General features: G+C 37.4%; 19 protein-coding genes and 1 pseudogene. 17 read left to right on the forward strand and 3 right to left on the reverse strand.

Features of this window, described 5'->3' with window-relative positions:
- The first annotated feature begins 8 nt into the window (after positions 1 to 8).
- From PCH02S_RS17080 to PCH02S_RS17100, 5 genes are all read left to right on the forward strand, one after another.
- Positions 9 to 2,315, forward strand: coding sequence for a hypothetical protein (locus PCH02S_RS17080; RefSeq protein ID WP_127455128.1), 2,307 nt, complete (start codon positions 9 to 11; stop codon positions 2,313 to 2,315).
- Complete coding sequence (locus PCH02S_RS17085) at positions 2,305 to 3,951, forward strand: site-specific integrase (protein ID WP_127455130.1); 1,647 nt, start codon at positions 2,305 to 2,307, stop codon at positions 3,949 to 3,951. Before PCH02S_RS17080 ends, PCH02S_RS17085 begins: the two co-directional genes overlap by 11 nt.
- Positions 3,938 to 4,549: a hypothetical protein gene (locus PCH02S_RS17090; RefSeq protein ID WP_127455132.1), complete on the forward strand. Its 612-nt coding sequence runs from the start codon at positions 3,938 to 3,940 to the stop codon at positions 4,547 to 4,549. The genes PCH02S_RS17085 and PCH02S_RS17090 overlap by 14 nt, the downstream gene beginning before the upstream one ends.
- Positions 4,549 to 5,016 (forward strand): thioredoxin-dependent thiol peroxidase, encoded by a 468-nt coding sequence (bcp, locus tag PCH02S_RS17095; protein WP_127455133.1) that lies wholly within the window; start codon positions 4,549 to 4,551, stop codon positions 5,014 to 5,016. The genes PCH02S_RS17090 and bcp overlap by 1 nt, the downstream gene beginning before the upstream one ends.
- Before the next feature lie 93 nt (positions 5,017 to 5,109).
- Positions 5,110 to 5,958 (forward strand): tyrosine-type recombinase/integrase, encoded by an 849-nt coding sequence (locus PCH02S_RS17100; protein ID WP_164819594.1) that lies wholly within the window; start codon positions 5,110 to 5,112, stop codon positions 5,956 to 5,958.
- A gap of 155 nt (positions 5,959 to 6,113) precedes the next feature.
- On the opposite strand, the gene PCH02S_RS17105 is transcribed toward PCH02S_RS17100, so the two are convergent.
- The gene (locus tag PCH02S_RS17105) at positions 6,114 to 6,512 is read right to left on the reverse strand and encodes a hypothetical protein (protein ID WP_127455136.1); all 399 of its coding nucleotides are present in this window, start codon (positions 6,510 to 6,512) and stop codon (positions 6,114 to 6,116) included.
- Positions 6,513 to 6,534: 22 nt separating this feature from the next.
- A complete protein-coding gene (locus PCH02S_RS17110) occupies positions 6,535 to 7,530 on the reverse strand; it encodes a DGQHR domain-containing protein (protein WP_127455138.1) in 996 nt (331 codons plus the stop codon).
- Between the two features lie 132 nt (positions 7,531 to 7,662).
- On the opposite strand from PCH02S_RS17110, the gene PCH02S_RS17115 reads away from it, so the two are divergent.
- Together PCH02S_RS17115 and PCH02S_RS17120 are read left to right on the forward strand one after the other, a co-directional pair.
- Positions 7,663 to 8,019 carry a helix-turn-helix domain-containing protein gene (locus PCH02S_RS17115; protein ID WP_127455139.1) on the forward strand — a complete coding sequence of 119 codons (357 nt, stop codon included), beginning with the start codon at positions 7,663 to 7,665 and terminating at the stop codon, positions 8,017 to 8,019.
- Positions 8,020 to 8,100: 81 nt separating this feature from the next.
- Positions 8,101 to 8,649, forward strand: coding sequence for a hypothetical protein (locus PCH02S_RS17120; RefSeq protein WP_127455141.1), 549 nt, complete (start codon positions 8,101 to 8,103; stop codon positions 8,647 to 8,649).
- A 34-nt stretch (positions 8,650 to 8,683) separates the two neighbouring features.
- On the opposite strand, the pseudogene PCH02S_RS36975 reads toward PCH02S_RS17120, so the two are convergent.
- Positions 8,684 to 8,764 (reverse strand): annotated as a pseudogene (locus tag PCH02S_RS36975) (multicopper oxidase domain-containing protein); the annotation flags it as partial.
- A 217-nt stretch (positions 8,765 to 8,981) separates the two neighbouring features.
- Here PCH02S_RS36975 and PCH02S_RS17130 point away from each other — a divergent pair.
- From PCH02S_RS17130 to PCH02S_RS17175, 10 genes are all read left to right on the forward strand, one after another.
- A complete protein-coding gene (locus PCH02S_RS17130; RefSeq protein WP_127455143.1) occupies positions 8,982 to 9,689 on the forward strand; it encodes a response regulator transcription factor in 708 nt (235 codons plus the stop codon).
- Positions 9,686 to 11,101, forward strand: coding sequence for a sensor histidine kinase (locus PCH02S_RS17135; RefSeq protein WP_127455145.1), 1,416 nt, complete (start codon positions 9,686 to 9,688; stop codon positions 11,099 to 11,101). Before PCH02S_RS17130 ends, PCH02S_RS17135 begins: the two co-directional genes overlap by 4 nt.
- On the forward strand, positions 11,088 to 11,291 hold the full coding sequence (locus PCH02S_RS17140) for a hypothetical protein (protein WP_127455146.1): 204 nt from the start codon (positions 11,088 to 11,090) through the stop codon (positions 11,289 to 11,291). Before PCH02S_RS17135 ends, PCH02S_RS17140 begins: the two co-directional genes overlap by 14 nt.
- Before the next feature lie 52 nt (positions 11,292 to 11,343).
- Positions 11,344 to 11,535 (forward strand): SHOCT domain-containing protein, encoded by a 192-nt coding sequence (locus PCH02S_RS17145; protein ID WP_127455148.1) that lies wholly within the window; start codon positions 11,344 to 11,346, stop codon positions 11,533 to 11,535.
- A 104-nt stretch (positions 11,536 to 11,639) separates the two neighbouring features.
- Positions 11,640 to 11,909 (forward strand): hypothetical protein, encoded by a 270-nt coding sequence (locus PCH02S_RS17150; protein ID WP_127455150.1) that lies wholly within the window; start codon positions 11,640 to 11,642, stop codon positions 11,907 to 11,909.
- Between the two features lie 97 nt (positions 11,910 to 12,006).
- On the forward strand, positions 12,007 to 12,576 hold the full coding sequence (sigW, locus tag PCH02S_RS17155) for an RNA polymerase sigma factor SigW (protein WP_127455152.1): 570 nt from the start codon (positions 12,007 to 12,009) through the stop codon (positions 12,574 to 12,576).
- Positions 12,577 to 12,962: 386 nt separating this feature from the next.
- A complete protein-coding gene (locus tag PCH02S_RS17160; protein ID WP_127455161.1) occupies positions 12,963 to 13,718 on the forward strand; it encodes a hypothetical protein in 756 nt (251 codons plus the stop codon).
- Complete coding sequence (locus tag PCH02S_RS17165; RefSeq protein ID WP_127455163.1) at positions 13,719 to 14,324, forward strand: tyrosine-type recombinase/integrase; 606 nt, start codon at positions 13,719 to 13,721, stop codon at positions 14,322 to 14,324.
- 69 nt (positions 14,325 to 14,393) lie between these two features.
- Entirely contained in the window at positions 14,394 to 16,472 is a 2,079-nt protein-coding gene (locus PCH02S_RS17170; RefSeq protein WP_127455165.1) for a site-specific integrase, read from the forward strand.
- Positions 16,435 to 16,893, forward strand: coding sequence for a hypothetical protein (locus tag PCH02S_RS17175; protein ID WP_127455167.1), 459 nt, complete (start codon positions 16,435 to 16,437; stop codon positions 16,891 to 16,893). Before PCH02S_RS17170 ends, PCH02S_RS17175 begins: the two co-directional genes overlap by 38 nt.
- Positions 16,894 to 16,896: the final 3 nt, after the last annotated feature.

Raw genomic sequence — 16,896 nt, forward strand, 5'->3', positions numbered from 1 at the left:
AGTTGTCTATGAACAATTTAATCACTGTAGCTCAAGCGTGTGCCAAATACGAAGTGACAGATTATATGATTATTAAGTTAATTAAAGAAGGCAAGATTCCCAGTGCTACCAAAGGGACAACAGGATATACATTCTCTGAGACAGAGTTAGTAAAAGCTGCGGCCTTGGATTACGTTAGCTTGGAAAAGGCAGTAGTAGAATTAGGTTTGACTAATAAAAAACAGGTATATCATTTAGTTAAAACTAAAGAAATAGGTGCCATAATAGGTCCAGCAGGAAGAACATTAATTTCAAAGGAAGAGCTTGAGCGATATAAACTTTTCAAACAAAAAATCGACTCTATGCTAATAACTGCAGATATTGCAGAAAGGCTGGGTGTTGATGTTAAATACATTAACCAAATTACTGTATATGGTAAAATTGTTCCTGAATTAAAATATCAAGGGATATGGTACTTCACCGAACAAGAGCTAGAAAGATATCAGAATACAATTTTAGATAGGGAAAAGTTTTTAAGTGTTGAGGAAACATCGGTAAGACTTTCAAAAACTGCGGAACAAGTCAGAGTTCTTATTAGAAACGGGACTTTTGAATGTGTAAAATATAAGACCTTATTGTACATACCTATTGAAGCAATTGAGGATTACGAAACATTCATTAGTCTCACGACACCACATGAACTTTTCATGTATCACTTTAAGAAAATGATTGTTCCCGATTACTTGCAAAAGACATTTTTACTACATGGTGATTATGCTTTTACAAGATTGAATACACACAAACAATCTCCTGAAAAGATGAAATCTTATGTTCACAAGTTGTTGAAAATAGCTGAATTGTTTAAACTGCTTTTAACGAAAGAGATTATTGAATACAATGATAAACAACTGGAACTCATTCTCAAAAACGACCTTTTTATTTCATCAGATATCGATGTCATTGCTGGTTTTCTTACTTATTGTCAGGGTACTACAGATTGTAAATTTAAAAACACCTACACAATAGTTAAAAAGAAGCATTATGAACAAGAAATTTATTCCCCAGATGAATTTTATGCATTTTATCTATACGTCAGGGATTTTGAGAAGCTTACACACAAAGCTCTTGAAAGAAGAAGAATTAGCGTAATGTGGGTTTATATTTTAATGCACTTAATTGATGCATGGAGGCATTCAGATATTCTTACAAAGTTACCTGCTATTCCAATTGAAGTAATTGAAATGGATAGTATCGATAAATTCAAACCTTTGTCAGAAGAGCAGGCTCAATTGCTAATAAATCATGTGTTTTCAAGAATTGAAAGAATGACGATTTCAAAAACGGGTGCATTAGGGCATTTCCTCGTGCATGGGGATATGATTATCCCAACAGCCACTGCATTAACGATAGCTGAAATGCATAGGCGTAAAGCAAACGACAAAATATTGATGCGGTTGTTTGAAACTTCCGAAGGAAGAAAGGTGGATAAGGAGATGCACCTTCAGCCATTTTTTGGCGAGAGAGAAGATTTAATGATATTTCAAAGCAGAAAAATGAATCGAAGTCTGCTTACCTATTTTTTCTATAGCGTTGTCGAGGGGAAGAAGCATTCAGACATTGCATACGAACTGTCACAAAGATTGCGTGGTCATACTGATATAGATTCCACAGTAACATATATTAAATCTACGAATAAAGATGGCAGTATAAACCGAGTTAGTCTCAATCTAGTAAATCGAGGTCATTTCGGATGGTTATATAACTTTATTATTCAAACCTACCTGGATCCGACAAATAGTCAAAGTTTAGAGGAGCGGACGCAGTCAATAGTAGCATTAAAAGACGATTTTACTCCAAGTCAGATCGAAAATGTATCTGGGTTTATGGTTCGAAGACAACAGGAGAAGGAATCATTGGCATTAAGAATTGCTAGAATGCCTAGAGAAGAGCTTGAACTTTTGCTGTATAGGATTAGCAGAGGGGAGATGCCGGCAAAAATGCCACATGCTCAATGTGTTATTCATCCACAATGCAGCAAACCCAGAGCAGTTTCTTGTCTCGATTGTGAAAATATCATTCCCCAAAACTATTTACTTATTTCAATTAAAGAAGAAGTATCTCGGTTAGTACATTCAATAAATAGCACCAAATACCATGGGGTTATTGTAAGAGATTATTATATTTTAAAGCTAGTTCTAGAACTTTTAAAGCAGGCTGTGCAGCAATTCGGAAAAGAGTATGTCGGAACTTTTCTGGATTTAAAACAACTAAAGCAAGACCTTTTGGTGGTTGACGATAGATTTAAGATTATGGGGGAACTATTGAGTGACAACTAAAGATGCCCTGGTAAGTCGGGAGACCCTTCGCTATCTAACTGAACGCTTCAGTTTAGAGTCTGTTAAGCAAGTTGTTTATGATAAAACAAATAGCGACGATTATTATGGGAAATTTCAGGATCTAGTTAATGAAAATGTCATAATAAATAACGACTTTGAAGATAGTCGCTGGACATTCCACACAACAAAGGCTGGAAATAAGGCAACCATTCTATTTGATCTCGAGGTCTACAAAAAATTAAATCTATCGCTCAAATGTTTTGCACTTCAGAAGGTTTTAAGTGGAATAAGTATTACAGAAACACAAAGTCAGATACATTCTTTAAAAGAAGCTATCATACAATCACAAGGCTTTGACAAGAAAAAAGTAGAAGTTTTGCAGGAATATATCGCAACGCTTGGTTATAGGAAACAGTCTAAAATATCTTATGCGATTATAGAGTTTTTGAAATTTAATCCACTAAGTAACAGCGAAATCTATACAGAGATGTCCGTTCAATTTGCAAAATCTAAACGCCAAGCTCGAGAGTTACCACCGTTCCAAGATGTTCTGATGTTTGACGATTTATTTACACGCTTTTTTTCAGATTGTACAGAAGAGGAAGAATTAAAGTATTCGCTAATCTATCTGTGGTGGAGATTAACAAAAGTTATTCCGATGAGACCGGTCGAACTCTATGGATTAACCAAAGATTGTATCCAATATGAAAAAGATGCTTATTGGTTGGTCTTTCCAAGAGAAAAGCAACCGCCACGTACATATGAAGAGATTGAAGTAACAGATAAATTACAAATCAATCGTGATTTGTATGATGTGATAAGTAATTATATTAAAATGACCGAACCCTATCTGAATGTTGGTAAACCTGATATTCTTTTGTCATATGATGTTTATCGGGAGTTTACTGATTGCCATGGTACGAGGCTTACTAAGGAAAGGATAATCGATAGTGTAAGGTTTCATAAAACTATTAAAAATTTTTATACAGAAGTCATTGAGGGCCGCTATGGATATGAAGTAAATGATCGTTTAACTGCAGGGGACACTAGGCATTTCGCCTTTTGTAACATGATGCTTCAAGGCTATAATATGTTAAGTATCGCGCGTATTGGAGGTCATAAGACACTTCGAATGCAAATGCATTACCATGCTCACTTGGAGCATTTTGCAGAGTCTGCTGTACAGATACTAGCGAAAAGTTATATGAAGAATAAGAAAGGTTTTGCACAACTTTCTCTAAACAAGGAGATTATAATCAGGGCCAAAGTCTTTAGTCGGGGAGATTATAAAAATCTATTTGAAGTAGACTACGGTTATTGTACGGATCATCCTTCTCGTTGCAAAGTTGGTGATTGCCGTTTATGCGAGCACTATTACTTTTCCCCGGAAAACAAGGAGGAGGGACTGCTATGGTTAAAAGATTTTTCTCAAGCATTGAAAACCCGAATCAGTGAGCAAATTCAATTTATGCTCACAATTAGCAACAGTATGGAGTATAGCTTGAAAACGTTGGAATACCCAATTCATAAACAAGAACAATTATCTGGAAGCGCGAATGAGTTGAAAAGGTTGATGGATCAAAAAGCATCAGTAGATTCTATATTGTTAGGGGAATACGAAAATGAGTCAAAGTAGAGGAAGGCCAATAAAATATTCAGATAGTGATCTTAAAGAAATATTAGTGAAATATGCAACTAAGCACCAAGGGAAAAAAATTAATCCTTCTCAATTGGAGAAAGATACAGGTATTAAAAGGCATGTATGGCTAAGAAGAATGCAGCCTGTGCTTGACGAATTAAATGAACCCGTTGCAGTGACAAGCACTGGGACAAATACCTTGCCGATGCCTAACGTTGTTGAGCTAGTAGAAAAAAACTGGAATAACAAAACCGCTCTAATTAGAGACCTTCAACATTTTCAAGAAACATTAGATTCCTTGTATGATCAGGCAAAGCAATATTTTGAAGTTAATAAAGAATTAGAGGACCTAAAGATAGAGATTTCAAAACATGAAAGGGAGGTCAAAGAGCTAAGGAAAGAATCTAAATATTATAAGGATCTATACTATAAGACTTCTGTGAAAAGTACGTATAATGTCTTTCAGGAAGATGAGGGCTTGAGTAATGTGATCTCCATTAATAAAAATAAGACCAAAAGTCTTAGTACAGACCTTGCGACTCATTTTGCTGAGTTATTTGACGATGAGGATTTAGAAGAGGAGGGAGATAAATAATGTCCGCTATAATGGGAGTTCTTGCACCTGATTTAAGGTTATTTGACAGTAATGGAACGGAGGTGAGGCTCTCTAATTATATTGGCAAATACGTCGTTCTTTATTTTTACCCGAAAGATCTCACACCAGTTTGTACAACTCAAGCGTGCGATTTTCGGGATCAATACGAAGAGTTTGCCAAATTAAATGTGACTATTATCGGTATTAGCACTGACTCAGCAAAGAGACATGCTAAGTTTATAGAAAAATATGGCCTCCCTTATGTTCTTCTATCAGATGAAGATCATTCTGTATCCGAAATTTATGGCGTCTGGAAACAAAAGAGTATGTATGGTAAACAGTTTATGGGCATTGAGCGGTCAAGCTTTTTAATTAATAAAAGGGGCATGTTGATTAAGGAATGGCGTAAAGTTAAAGTTGCTAACCATATATCTGATGTTCTGAGGTATATTCAATTATTCAAATGAGTTAATACCATGCAATATACCCAGCAAAACGTTGCGTAGATTTTTATATACATGCTACAATGTAATGGTGGTGTTATAAAGGAGGGCTTAAAAATGTTGGATCAATTTATCGAGGAATGTTCTAAGAAAAATAGTGAGGCAACAACTAGAGCATACAAATATACGCTTCAACAATTTGAAAATTGGCTTGGATTGTCGGGAAAGAATCTTGAAAATTTTGAGAGTTATGATCTTCAAAATTACGCATTTTACTTAGCCGGTGAAAATAAAAGTGAAAATACATTACGTAAGGTCCAATTCGTGATTCAGAAGTATTGTAAGTGGGCTAATAAAACGGAATGTATTAATGCAATTAATTTTAAAGTTTATGCAAAAAAAGATAATAGGATAGAGCTCAAAATTATGAATTTACATCAAGTGAATTATTTGTTATCGAGCCTGAACAGTAGTCAAGACAAACGTGATGCTGCTATCGTTAAAACATTACTCTTTACTGGTATTAGGCTGATGGAATTGGTATCTTTAAATAAGAATGATATTGAAGTAACTGAAGAACGTAGACTGCTAAGGGTTAAAATGTCGAAAGGACATACAAATATACGTGTTATTCCTCTGAATACGGAAGTATTTGCTTCCCTAGAACGGTACTTGGAAGAACGAAATGATAATGATCCTGCATTATTTACTAGTTCCAGAGGCGAAAGAATTAGTGCACGTCATATTCAGCATATTGTAAGTAAATATGGAGTAAGCGCCTTACAATTAAGGCGAACTTTTATTAACGAACTAGTACGTAGTAACAGTCTTAATTATCTTGATGTACGTGGAATTGTTGGTAATATGACGGGGCATGGGATAATCGATCCTACATTTAATTATATACAACCTTCTTCATCAGAAAATATTGTTAATAAATTGGATGAATTCTACAAAGGTATTTAATGACATCGTTATGGAGGATTCTTAAGCATCCATTTTGCAATAAAATATTGGTAAGCCCAAAAGCTGAGTGTCTATCGAACCTTTGGGCTTATTTGTTTTTAATTCTAATAGTCATGTTTATCCTTCTATATAGTGTGCCCGATTTCGTATGACTTTTATGGAGAGATTTCAATAGAATTTGCCCCGGTTTGCAACAAAAAGGGGAGTATATCTAGTGGTTGATCATGATTTGATATTTTAAAACGGGTCGAGATGCTGTTTGCGCTAGAAGTTTCATTATAACTAATCCCTACAGCCCAGTGCCTTTGATCGCATTGTTTTATACATAATGACAGTAATTTTGAAATTTTACAATTATCATTATCGTCTATTGGATCTAAGAAGACCTTTTCATCAATAATGCTAAGTTTATAAGCATATACCTCCTCTTGATGTTCAAATGCAAGATAACAATTTTCTTGTGAAAAGATTATTTTTTTAAACGAAAAGCTACTTCGTACGCCTTCTCCATTTAATAGAATAATTGACTTAACATTGAAGACAGTAGTTATCATATAAAGCCCCCTCTGTAACATGTTATTCTGGTAACATTTGGGCAGCTAAATCAGCTGCTAACGTTTTTGAACCGCTTAGTCCTTTGATATATTTCAATCTACCTGAAGAGGACCAATCAAATTTCTTTAGCCTTTTGACTGCTCTTGATACTCCAGCGTAATCAATATTCTTTTTATCTTCAGATACAGCCCGTGAGAGTAGTTCACATCCAGCAATTGATAATGCATTTATACATACGATGTGTGTAATTCTATATTCCTTATAGTCCATCCATTCTTGATTAAAGGTGTCTTTAATCGAGTTGAAATATACGAGTGACAACAAAAGCTTATCTTCTTTAGGCAAAGAAGATAGATGGGGTAATTTCGTTAGAAGCTCAATACTGCGGTATAAATTTTGTAAGGTAACATGTCTCCCAGTATTTCTTTTTCCTGTAATTGTCCCAATATTATGAAAGGGGCTATCGTTACGTAGTATAAGCTCAGTTGCTACCCAGCTTAGATCATCAGAATTTCTGCGTAAATAACTGCTCAAAGAGAGTCCTATTCCTTTTGCTTTAGTATTTATAGTATTGAATAAATGAATTTCCTCGTCTTCGTCAAGGTAATGATAAGCAAGAAAAGGAACAGATAATTCAGCATTAGTTTCTTGAGAGTATCTTTTGATTCCACCCAAACGATGTTGCCCATCCATTAATGATGCTTTTTCTTTGCAAAGAAGCCTTCCATAGTTTGGTCTAACCTTATCATAAGGTAGAAACTCCCACTTGGATTCAGCATTCAGAAGAATTGGGGTGAATAAGGCATTTTCGCCTTTTGATAAATAAAGAGCAAAATCATTGCACCTCTTAATATCAACAGGTCTTTGATAACCCTTTCCCGATGCCATATCATATGGTTTCACATAAGTAAGATTGAATGCTACATTGGAATTCATGTGACCTAAATAAGCGACTTTGCCGCGCATTTTGTATTGAATAACATTCTCAATGGCATGTTGATTAGGTAATGTATTCATGGTTTTTCTCCTTATAATATATTATATAACAATAATAGGTGTTATAATGCCTAAAATCAAATGGTATAATGTAGTATAATGTTCTTTATTTATTTCGTTGACTTCCCTACTCTATAGAGAGGGGTGGTCATAATGTCGTATTTTTATCAAGAAGTTGGGAGAAATATTAGATTTTATAGGAAATTAAGAAATTTAACTCAAGCTGATCTTGGGGGCAGAATAAACTTCGATCAGTCATATGTAGGGAAGATTGAAAGAGGGGAAATCAATGTATCACTGGAAACGGTTGAGAAAATCGCAGATTCCTTACAGATAATACCAAATCAATTATTTGAAAATAAACAGAAATTAAAATCAGAAGCTGAGCGTGTTCATCTAGAAAAAATAAATTTAATGTTAACTGGCAAGACGTCCAAAGAACTGAAACATATCCAACACATTGTAAAAGAGATTTTACTTTTACAGGAGTGTGAAAAAGGTAGTCAATGATTAAAAGATATTTTGTTTGAAAATGGAGTATAGTGGACGATCTCATATGTGCGGTGGTTGCATTATTGAGGAGGATTTTTATTGCAGATTTACGGTTTATATGGCAAAAGTGGTACTGGAAAGAGTTACAAATGCTTAGAGGTTGTTTTTGCAAATCAAATTGATGCCGTAATAGATGATGGAATCTTAATAATAGATAGAGTACATGTGGCTGGGAAATCAGCAAAATGTGAGAAATTATTGTATTCAGCTACCAAGAGAGCCATTTTTCAATCAGACGACCATTGTTGTCGGGAGGTAGCTGATTTTATACATATGAAAAAAGAAATTACAAAGATTCTTATACTTGGTACTTCGAAGAGAATGATTCAAAAGATTGCGACTCGTTTGGACCTGCCTACAGAAATTGAATGGATCCCAATTGAAACTGTTCAATTAAAGGATGAATTACTGCTAGCAAGGAAATACAGGGAAGAGGGGTATCATGTTATTCCAATTCAACCTGTCCAAGTAGAGAAAACGTATAGAGGTTGGTCTAAAAATATACCCATTCAATTGTCCGACCGAATAGTCGAAGTTATCCTAATTAGACCGTTTGATTTTAGAGCAAGTGATGTAAAGCCTAATTAAACGGAAAGATTCCTAAAAAAATCACATATTAAAGCTATTGGCTTAGCTCATGGCAATGGAAAAGCCATTCCCCTGGGTTATCAGTATTGAGATCAATATCATAAGGTTCACCTGAATTAACCGTTACCTACAAATCCATAATCAGTTAAAACAAAAAAATATAGCCTCCTTTGTAATGTCTAGAATTGCAGGGGAACTTGATGCTCCGTTTTCCTAAACACCCTTGGGGTGTTTATTTTTCTTTGTACGGAATCATGACAACTTCATAATTTCAACAAATTTAGGTAGTATAATAAAAACCACAAATTCAATTTTAGTGAATGAGGGAATTTATGCAAAAATTTCAGATACTCGTTGTTGATGATGAATGGAATATGCGAAATTTGCTTCGAATTTATCTGACAAAAAATAGTTACGAGGTAACCGAAGCTAGAAACGGCCACGAGGCGCTAACGTTAGTTGCGAATCTTGAGTTTGATGTCATTATTTTGGATGTGATGATGCCAGAAATGGATGGATGGGAAGTTTGCAGTAAAATTCGTGAAACGAAGCAAACACCGATACTGATGTTGACGGCCCGTACAGAAACAAAAGATAAAGTACACGGTATAAATGTTGGGGCAGACGATTATTTAGTAAAGCCTTTTGAACCGGAGGAAATGATTGCTCGCGTATTTGCTTTACTAAGGCGTTCCCAAATGTTTGATGCAGGCGTGATGTCAAATAAAACGATTAAACATCCCGATCTAACCATAGATCCAGTGGGCAGAGAGGTGTTCATGTTGAATAAGTCTATTGATTTTACACCAAAAGAATTTGATTTGCTGTATCTATTGGCCGATCAATCCAAGCGAGCATTCACACGGGAAGCATTGCTTACGCAGGTTTGGGGACAAGATTATTTTGGAGATATACGTACCGTAGATACTCATGTAAAAAATATTCGGGACAAAGCTCGCAAAGTGGGATTGTCGTATAATCCGATCCAAACCGTTTGGGGAGTTGGCTACAAATTTCAAGGAACAGATGAACGCAAATGAAATGGAACCGTATTGTTATTAAACTGGGCGGAACGATCATTCTCTTGTTTCTTGTGGTTTTATTACCTGTTGGATTTGTTATTAATCAAATTTTTTCTGGATTTTATTTTAGTAAGGTCCAGGAGGACATTGACCAACTTTCTTCCCGGTATGCGGACGCTATCGCGTCTACACAAAATCCGACGATGGTCAAGATGATGGCTGATTTCTCACAAGTAAAATTGTACATTGTAGATGTGGACGGACAAATTATTGTTGATTCAGGTTTAACCGGGTTATCTAATGGTTCCTTTATTTCGAAGGATGAAGTTCAAGCTTTAGCTAAAGGTAATGCTGTAAATAAGCGTTATCAAGATTTCTATTCAGGAACCAAATACTTAGTTTCCGGTAAGTCGATTAAAAATGGAAACCTGTTTTATGGTGGAGTTTATGTCCTCTACTCAACAGAAGGTATTCAGCAGTCGATTCAGAAAGTTCGTGATCTGTTGATCCTGTCCGGTATAGGTGCCTTTTTCATTGCGCTTGGATTTACTTTTATTATTTCCAGAAAATTATCCGATCCCTTAATCCAAATGGAACAAGCAACACGAAAAATCGCAAAAGGAGACTTGGATACAAGGGTTGATCTAATAGCAAAAGATGAGATGGGATCATTGGCGAATGCTATTAATGATCTGGCTGTGGATTTACAAAGGTATCGAGATACACGAAGTGAATTTTTTGCCAACATTTCTCATGAGCTGAGAACACCGATGACTTATTTGGAAGGGTATGCGAAAGTGGTCAAAGAGGGTCTGTATGAGAACGAAGAGGAAAGAAATCAATATTTAGATATTATTCAGCAGGAGACGATAAGGCTTACGCATTTGATACATGATCTTTTTGAGCTTTCCAAAATGGAAGAAGGTAAAATCAGTCTAAATTTTGAGTGGATTGATCTTGTTGAATTAATTGAAAATGTAACGTTAAAAGCGGGGTTAAAAGCTAAAGAAAAAGGTTTGGAAATTGAAGTGAGTCTAGAAAGGGACTTACCGATGGTCTACGCCGACGGTCTTCGAATGGAACAAATATTTTTGAATTTAGTGGAAAATGCGATTCGTTATACGGAAAAAGGCACGGTTTCCGTACAACTGAAAAGATTGAATGCAAATGAGATCAAAATCATTGTTGAAGATACTGGAATCGGTATTCCGAAACAAGAACTACCTTATATATTCGAACGATTTTATCGAGTTGAAAAGTCTCGTTCTCGCCAGTATGGAGGAACCGGATTAGGACTTGCGATTGTAAAAAGATTAGTCGATCTGCAAGGAGGCACCATTGAAGTTACCAGTGAAATTGGCCGCGGCACCCGATTTGTACTCTGTTTCCCAATACAAATGAAGGAGGAGAGACGAAATGAAACGGATTGAATGGCTCATTGCCATAATCTTAGTTGTAATTGGCCTGTCTTGTTTGACGATGTCGGCCACTTCAATGATGAAACCGGAATCCATCCGTGACTATTTGAGTATTTTATTGAAAATATGTCTTTGGTCGGGCATTCCTATTCTGATCGCTGGTATTGTGTACATGGTAGTCAAGAAAAAGAAGAGGGAGTAGAAGAGAAATCTTGGAGGTCCAGTCAAAATATTAGGAGAGGAGCTTGATTATTATGATGATTTTTGGGATTTTGTTTTTTCTTCTCATCGTTGGTGCAGTTATATTCGGAATTATTATGCTCTTTGCAAAAGCTTTTAATAAGAAGGAAGATCCAGCCTTACATGTGCTTAAAGATCGATTTGCACGTGGAGAAATCAATGAAGAAGAGTTGCGGCACAAAAGCAACCTTTTAAAAAATAAATGAACTTCATGATTTCTTCAAACAATCAACACGTTGACCTCAAATCTATTGTTTAAACTATGTTTGTACGGCAAACAGCCAACTACAACAATGGAGGAGATTAACAAATGAAAAAGAAAACAATTTTTATTGCTTCATTTGCATTACTTGCTGTCTTGGCGGTCGGGCAAATTGGTTTTGCTGCAGGAACCAAAGACAAAGACGGACAAGACAACACAAGCAAAGGCATGTACGAGATGATGCAAAATGGGAACATGGACAAGATGATGCAATCTATGCATTCCCCAGAAGGCGAGAAAATGATGAAGGCTTGCGACGAGTTCATGGATTCCAATGAAAAAACGAATGGCAAGCCAGCGGAGAAAATGAGTCTATAAATCAAAATGCCTAGGGTAATCGTTGGGAGATCTCTTAAGGATTCATTAGATTTATGCCGTGTCTCCGCAATAAGGTTTATGTAAGGAGGAAAATATTTTGAATTATATGGAAATGCGCTTAATTCAATTGTCCCGTACCGGAGATCGAGCAGCTTTTATGGATCTGATGGAACTTTATAAGGATAAAATCCAGCGCCTTGCTTATAGGATGCTTCATAATAAACATGATTCGGAAGACATTGTCCAAGAAACGTTCATGCGAGTGTATATGCACTTAAACCGTTATGATGAGACTCAAAAATTTTCTACTTGGATTTTTCGCATCGGTAAGAATTTATGTATTGACCTGCTGCGTAAAAAAAAGGTCGTTTATTCGCTAGATACAGAAATACTTGAAGGTGACGAAAGGAATCGTTATGCTATTCATCATAGTGACGAAGCCACACCGGAAAATCATATACTGCGTGCGGAGATCCAGGAGCAGGTTCGCCATGTAATGAACATACTGCCTGATAAATTTAAAATCGTAGTAGGGCTCTATTACTTCAATGAACTATCTCTCCAAGAGATCAGTGAGAAACTTGGCATACCGAGTACAACGGTAAAGACCCGATTGCACCGCGGACGTGAACATATGAGAAAGAAATGGGGTTTCACCGCATTTTAAACTAAACGTAAAGATAAATTGCATGTAGGCTCCAGAAAGGGCTATACAATGGGGAGATCCCACATGTGAACTTAAGTTCTATGCTTTAGGCAGACGGTCAGTAATCGTATGAAGCATTGTATGATGTGACACTCTATATTCGTAGTAGGCATTTCAACTTTGGTTGAAGTGCCTTTTTATTTTCAATATTTTGGTATGAAGGTTGTTTTGATTTGGTGGAGGGCATAGCCCAAGCGAAGGCGCGGGAGCTCCACTTTTATTGGCATTATTTACTTACAGGAAATGAATGTTTGGGGATGTATAATGACCTATTATACTGACACGGAATGTAGAACTATGAACAAAGGTTGAAATTTTCATAAGATATGAAATTAGAGGTCATGATGATGAGTTTAAATCGCTATTATCACATTTATTGCCCCGAGGGCGTTGTAAGTAAGTATTCCCTCCTCGTGATCGATCCAGATGAAGAAACATTTCTACCTTTAACAGATTTCTACAGTGATCTTCTCGGGAGAGTGGGAAATAAAACTGCTCTATCATATTTGACGTCGATGGAATCGTTTTTTTCGTGGCTGGATAAGTACGGCAAATACCAAGAACAGCAGGTAAAGTGGAATGACCCTCCAGAGCGGATAAGAGAAGTCGTTCAAGATTACTTGTACAGCGAGCTATCTTGCAAAGTAATGGACAAAGACAACTACCGCTTGGTGAATTTGACGAACAAAAGCCCTAATACGGTGATGCGTTCCTTATCCGCGATAAAGGCGTTCTACAAGTCCATGATTCGTTTGAAATCTTATCCGTACCCCAATCCGTTGTTATACATTGAAAACGTGCTAAGAGAGTTGGAAGAGCCTGTAGAAGGCGTTAGAAAGGACAAACCTCGCCTGCCTGCCGCAGCAGGAACAGAGGTGCCCATTCATCAGCACAGGCGGCTAACGGACTCGTACTTCAAAGTGGTGAACGAGGAATGGGTGCCGCTGATCATTGGCGACTGGGATCTTCCTTTCAAAGTTTACAATGCGGGGAAAGCCATCGGTTGGACTTTGCGAGACGAAATCGTCACGCGTCTCTTGTTTGAAACAGGCGCTAGGGTGACGGAGATCCTTGAACTGACGTTTGGAGACTATCGAATGTGAATGAACCCGCTTGAAGCGCAGTCTTTTAACAAAGGCAGTCACAAAAAACGGACCAAGTTCATTCGATTTAGTCAAGAAACGCTTAAGCTGTTAATTCGCTATGTGAACACGGAGAGAAAAGCGTGCGTTAAAGGTGTCCTGAGCTTTAAAGACGAGGCTGAAAATGAACCTATTTTTGTCACCATTCATGGCAGGCCTTATACTTACCATACCTTTTATGCCCAGTGGCAAAAAATCGTAAAAGCGGCGGAGTTACAGTTAAACCCACACAAGACCAGACACTGGCATGTTACGAACATGATGCGCGGCATTTTCGAAACTGCAAGTACCGACGCCGAGATCGCTCGAAAGAAAAAGGAGCTCATTCATTACATGCGCTGGCGCGATGAATCAACCATCGAAGTTTACGAGCATTACTTCAACGAAATGGAATTTGGCGAAGTTCAAGCGGAAATTTTTGATAAAATGCGGCAGAAAGAACAAGAGTACCTGAGCAAAAAAGGCAAGAAAAGGAGGAAGTCAAAAAAGGCTGTTACTCCAGAAACGCTTCTGCAAACAGAAGATGAGGATTGGTTGAATGAAATTTTTGAAGGGATGGGAACATGAGTCTGACAACTACTGAGCGGAACTGGCGCACACAGCTAAAAGGAAAAGTCGCGGATGTTTTGTTAGATTTTGAAGGACGCCAAGGGAAATTTTTATTTCGACGTAGTGAATGAAGATTTATTAGAATACTATATGAAAAATATCGTTAATTTCCCATGGGCAAATCATATGGCTCTTAACATGATCGTGGCTACTTCAAAGCGATTGGCCCCATCCAGCATACGAGTGGAATCGAAAAGCGTTTCTTTAAGATTAAAAGATTTATTTAACCACTATGCACTGAAAAATATGAACGAATTTAAACCTGATCTTCATATGTATGACTATTTAAAAGGTCAAATATATACAGAGCACTCGTTAAACCAAAGAGCTAAATTTCTCAAATGTTACTTTACAATTAGTTACAGGACCGAGAAATGGATGCAAAGTAAATTAAATTTAGATCATGCAGCTATGTTTAAAGCATTCGTTCTCCCAAAGCCTTCTTTTGATACTCGGGACTTCACATTGATGAAACAAGTGGAATATAATGCCCAACAAAATAGAAAACTGGAGACTTCCGCAATCACACCTTTGCTGCCGCAAATTCGTGCGGAAGGTAATCTGCGGAGAAACCAACTTTTACGACTTAGAAACAAAGTTAGAGAAGTATTAACAGCCGCAAAAGAAAACAACTGGCCCCTTCCGATCGCCTTTGACTATGAAGAATCGGAGGCAATCGGCGAGCGTTTTTTCTTTAAATTATGGGACAAGCCATCCTTTGTGTTGGCACATCGAGAGCAATACAGTTCACACTCTATTCAAGCAGCTACGAAAAAGACGGGCGCATATTCCAATAAACAAAATGAGTGCTTTGTTGAATTTGTAAAATCAAAACGTACAGATGACAGTTCCAATGGTGAAGGCTTATGGTTTTCTGACTTAATGAAAGAAGATGTCTTGGGATTTTGGACTCAAAATAAATCGAAAGAAGAAATCTACAAGCGTCTGTCGTATTTGAACCAATGGGGGTATGGAACGGAAGAAAATAAAACATACCCAGTTCCGTTTTGGACGGGGCATAAAGGTGTATTAGGACAAAGCACTTTTATAGCTAAAGCACAAAGCAAGGCTGAAGGCATCATCTTTAACGTGGAACCTTTTTATGTTGCCTCCATTTTTGCCCTGTTTGCACTTATTTTATTTACAGGTTCGGGCATTCGGCTAAATGAATTGCTGCAAATCGCCCAAGCTAAAGAATGTTTGGTTGTGGCAGAAGACAAAAATCATCAACCGCCTAGAAAAAACTATATCTTTCGACTGATTCCTAAGGGTCGTGATGAACCTGAAAACTATTACGTTACAGAAGATGTTTTTAAACTTATGGCTGAAATCCTTCAATTGCTGCGAGAACAATATGGATCAAAAACGATACCACTTGTAAGTTACGAATACAGGGTTCGTAAGCACATGTTTGGACAAGACAAGTATCTCATGCAGTATTCTGGTAGGCATTTTGACTCAGACGTAATTCACACCATCTTAAGATTCCTGTTTCATGGCATTGTAATCCAAACGGATGAAGGCGGACAGGTAAGTGTCAAGCCGCACCTCTTGCGCCACGCTTTCGCTACGCACGCCGTTCAAACAGAAAAACTGCCAATTGATGTTGTGAAAGAAATTCTTCACCAAAAAGACGTACAGGTAACAGGTTATTATTCGCAGCCTACACACGGCCAAATTGGTCAAGCGATTAACGACCTGCATGATAACTGGGTGTCACATATCGACATTCAGCAAGACATACTGCGCTGCCCAGAGGAACTTCAGGAGTTCTATGACGAATACCGCGAAAAAGTTGGTACGATGAGCAAGGTCGCGGGTGGGATCTGCACCACCGATGCGGTTTGCCCGACAAAAATGGCTTGCATCGGCTGTGCGGCTAAAGTTCCGCGGCCTGAATTTAAGCGTGATATTGAAGAATTTCACAAATGGGCTTCTGAGAGTGAAGCTCGCTTTAAGAAGTTGAACTTGCCTTTGGAAGTTCAGAAGATGAAGATAGCCAAGAACCGCGCTCGTAATGAGCTCAAAGAAATTGCACTTATTGAAAATTACCAAAAGGATGCGAGCCATGACCCGATTGTACGAATTCATAGACCCCAAGAATAATAAGCCGTGGCTTGAGGTAGAGTATAAAGAAAAAAAGCAAAGAACGTATAACACAGGCAAGCAAGCGATCGACGAATTGGTCAAACAGGGTAAGCGAGTTTCTTATCGCAGCATTGAGGCAACATCTAAGATGTTAGACCCAAGTGGAAAAGGGATTCATGCAAATACGGTCAAAACGAACGAAGCGTTGTACCAATATTATTTGCGTTTCTCCCGTCTTAGAAAGACTATTAAAAGCCAAACTAAGGTTACCGTCTCCTACCAACATTTAAAGGTAGGTCGAGACCTTTCGCAGGTTCGTAGGAGGTATATGAACTTGTCCAGACAGGAGCTAGCAGATCGATTGATACAGGCGGAGGAATATATTGCTGAGCAGCAGACCAAACGGAACAAGAGCCGTTTCGAGCAGTTTCAACTTTAACTG

The sequence above is a fragment of the Paenibacillus chondroitinus NBRC 15376 genome (genome assembly GCF_004000765.1).
In the GTDB taxonomy this organism is placed as follows: Bacteria; Bacillota; Bacilli; order Paenibacillales; family NBRC-103111; genus Paenibacillus_E; species Paenibacillus_E chondroitinus.

Excerpts from the sequence above, each read along its gene's own strand:
- PCH02S_RS17080 (WP_127455128.1), top strand. The coding sequence starts at position 9 with ATGAACAATTTAATCACTGTAGCTCAAGCGTGTGCCAAATACGAAGTG.
- PCH02S_RS17090 (WP_127455132.1), top strand. The coding sequence starts at position 3,938 with ATGAGTCAAAGTAGAGGAAGGCCAATAAAATATTCAGATAGTGATCTT.
- bcp (WP_127455133.1), top strand. The coding sequence starts at position 4,549 with ATGTCCGCTATAATGGGAGTTCTTGCACCTGATTTAAGGTTATTTGAC.
- PCH02S_RS17100 (WP_164819594.1), top strand. The coding sequence starts at position 5,110 with ATGTTGGATCAATTTATCGAGGAATGTTCTAAGAAAAATAGTGAGGCA.
- PCH02S_RS17105 (WP_127455136.1), bottom strand. The coding sequence starts at position 6,512 with ATGATAACTACTGTCTTCAATGTTAAGTCAATTATTCTATTAAATGGA.
- PCH02S_RS17110 (WP_127455138.1), bottom strand. The coding sequence starts at position 7,530 with ATGAATACATTACCTAATCAACATGCCATTGAGAATGTTATTCAATAC.
- PCH02S_RS17115 (WP_127455139.1), top strand. The coding sequence starts at position 7,663 with ATGTCGTATTTTTATCAAGAAGTTGGGAGAAATATTAGATTTTATAGG.
- PCH02S_RS17130 (WP_127455143.1), top strand. The coding sequence starts at position 8,982 with ATGCAAAAATTTCAGATACTCGTTGTTGATGATGAATGGAATATGCGA.
- PCH02S_RS17135 (WP_127455145.1), top strand. The coding sequence starts at position 9,686 with ATGAAATGGAACCGTATTGTTATTAAACTGGGCGGAACGATCATTCTC.
- PCH02S_RS17140 (WP_127455146.1), top strand. The coding sequence starts at position 11,088 with ATGAAACGGATTGAATGGCTCATTGCCATAATCTTAGTTGTAATTGGC.
- PCH02S_RS17145 (WP_127455148.1), top strand. The coding sequence starts at position 11,344 with ATGATGATTTTTGGGATTTTGTTTTTTCTTCTCATCGTTGGTGCAGTT.
- PCH02S_RS17150 (WP_127455150.1), top strand. The coding sequence starts at position 11,640 with ATGAAAAAGAAAACAATTTTTATTGCTTCATTTGCATTACTTGCTGTC.
- PCH02S_RS17160 (WP_127455161.1), top strand. The coding sequence starts at position 12,963 with ATGAGTTTAAATCGCTATTATCACATTTATTGCCCCGAGGGCGTTGTA.
- PCH02S_RS17165 (WP_127455163.1), top strand. The coding sequence starts at position 13,719 with ATGAACCCGCTTGAAGCGCAGTCTTTTAACAAAGGCAGTCACAAAAAA.
- PCH02S_RS17175 (WP_127455167.1), top strand. The coding sequence starts at position 16,435 with ATGACCCGATTGTACGAATTCATAGACCCCAAGAATAATAAGCCGTGG.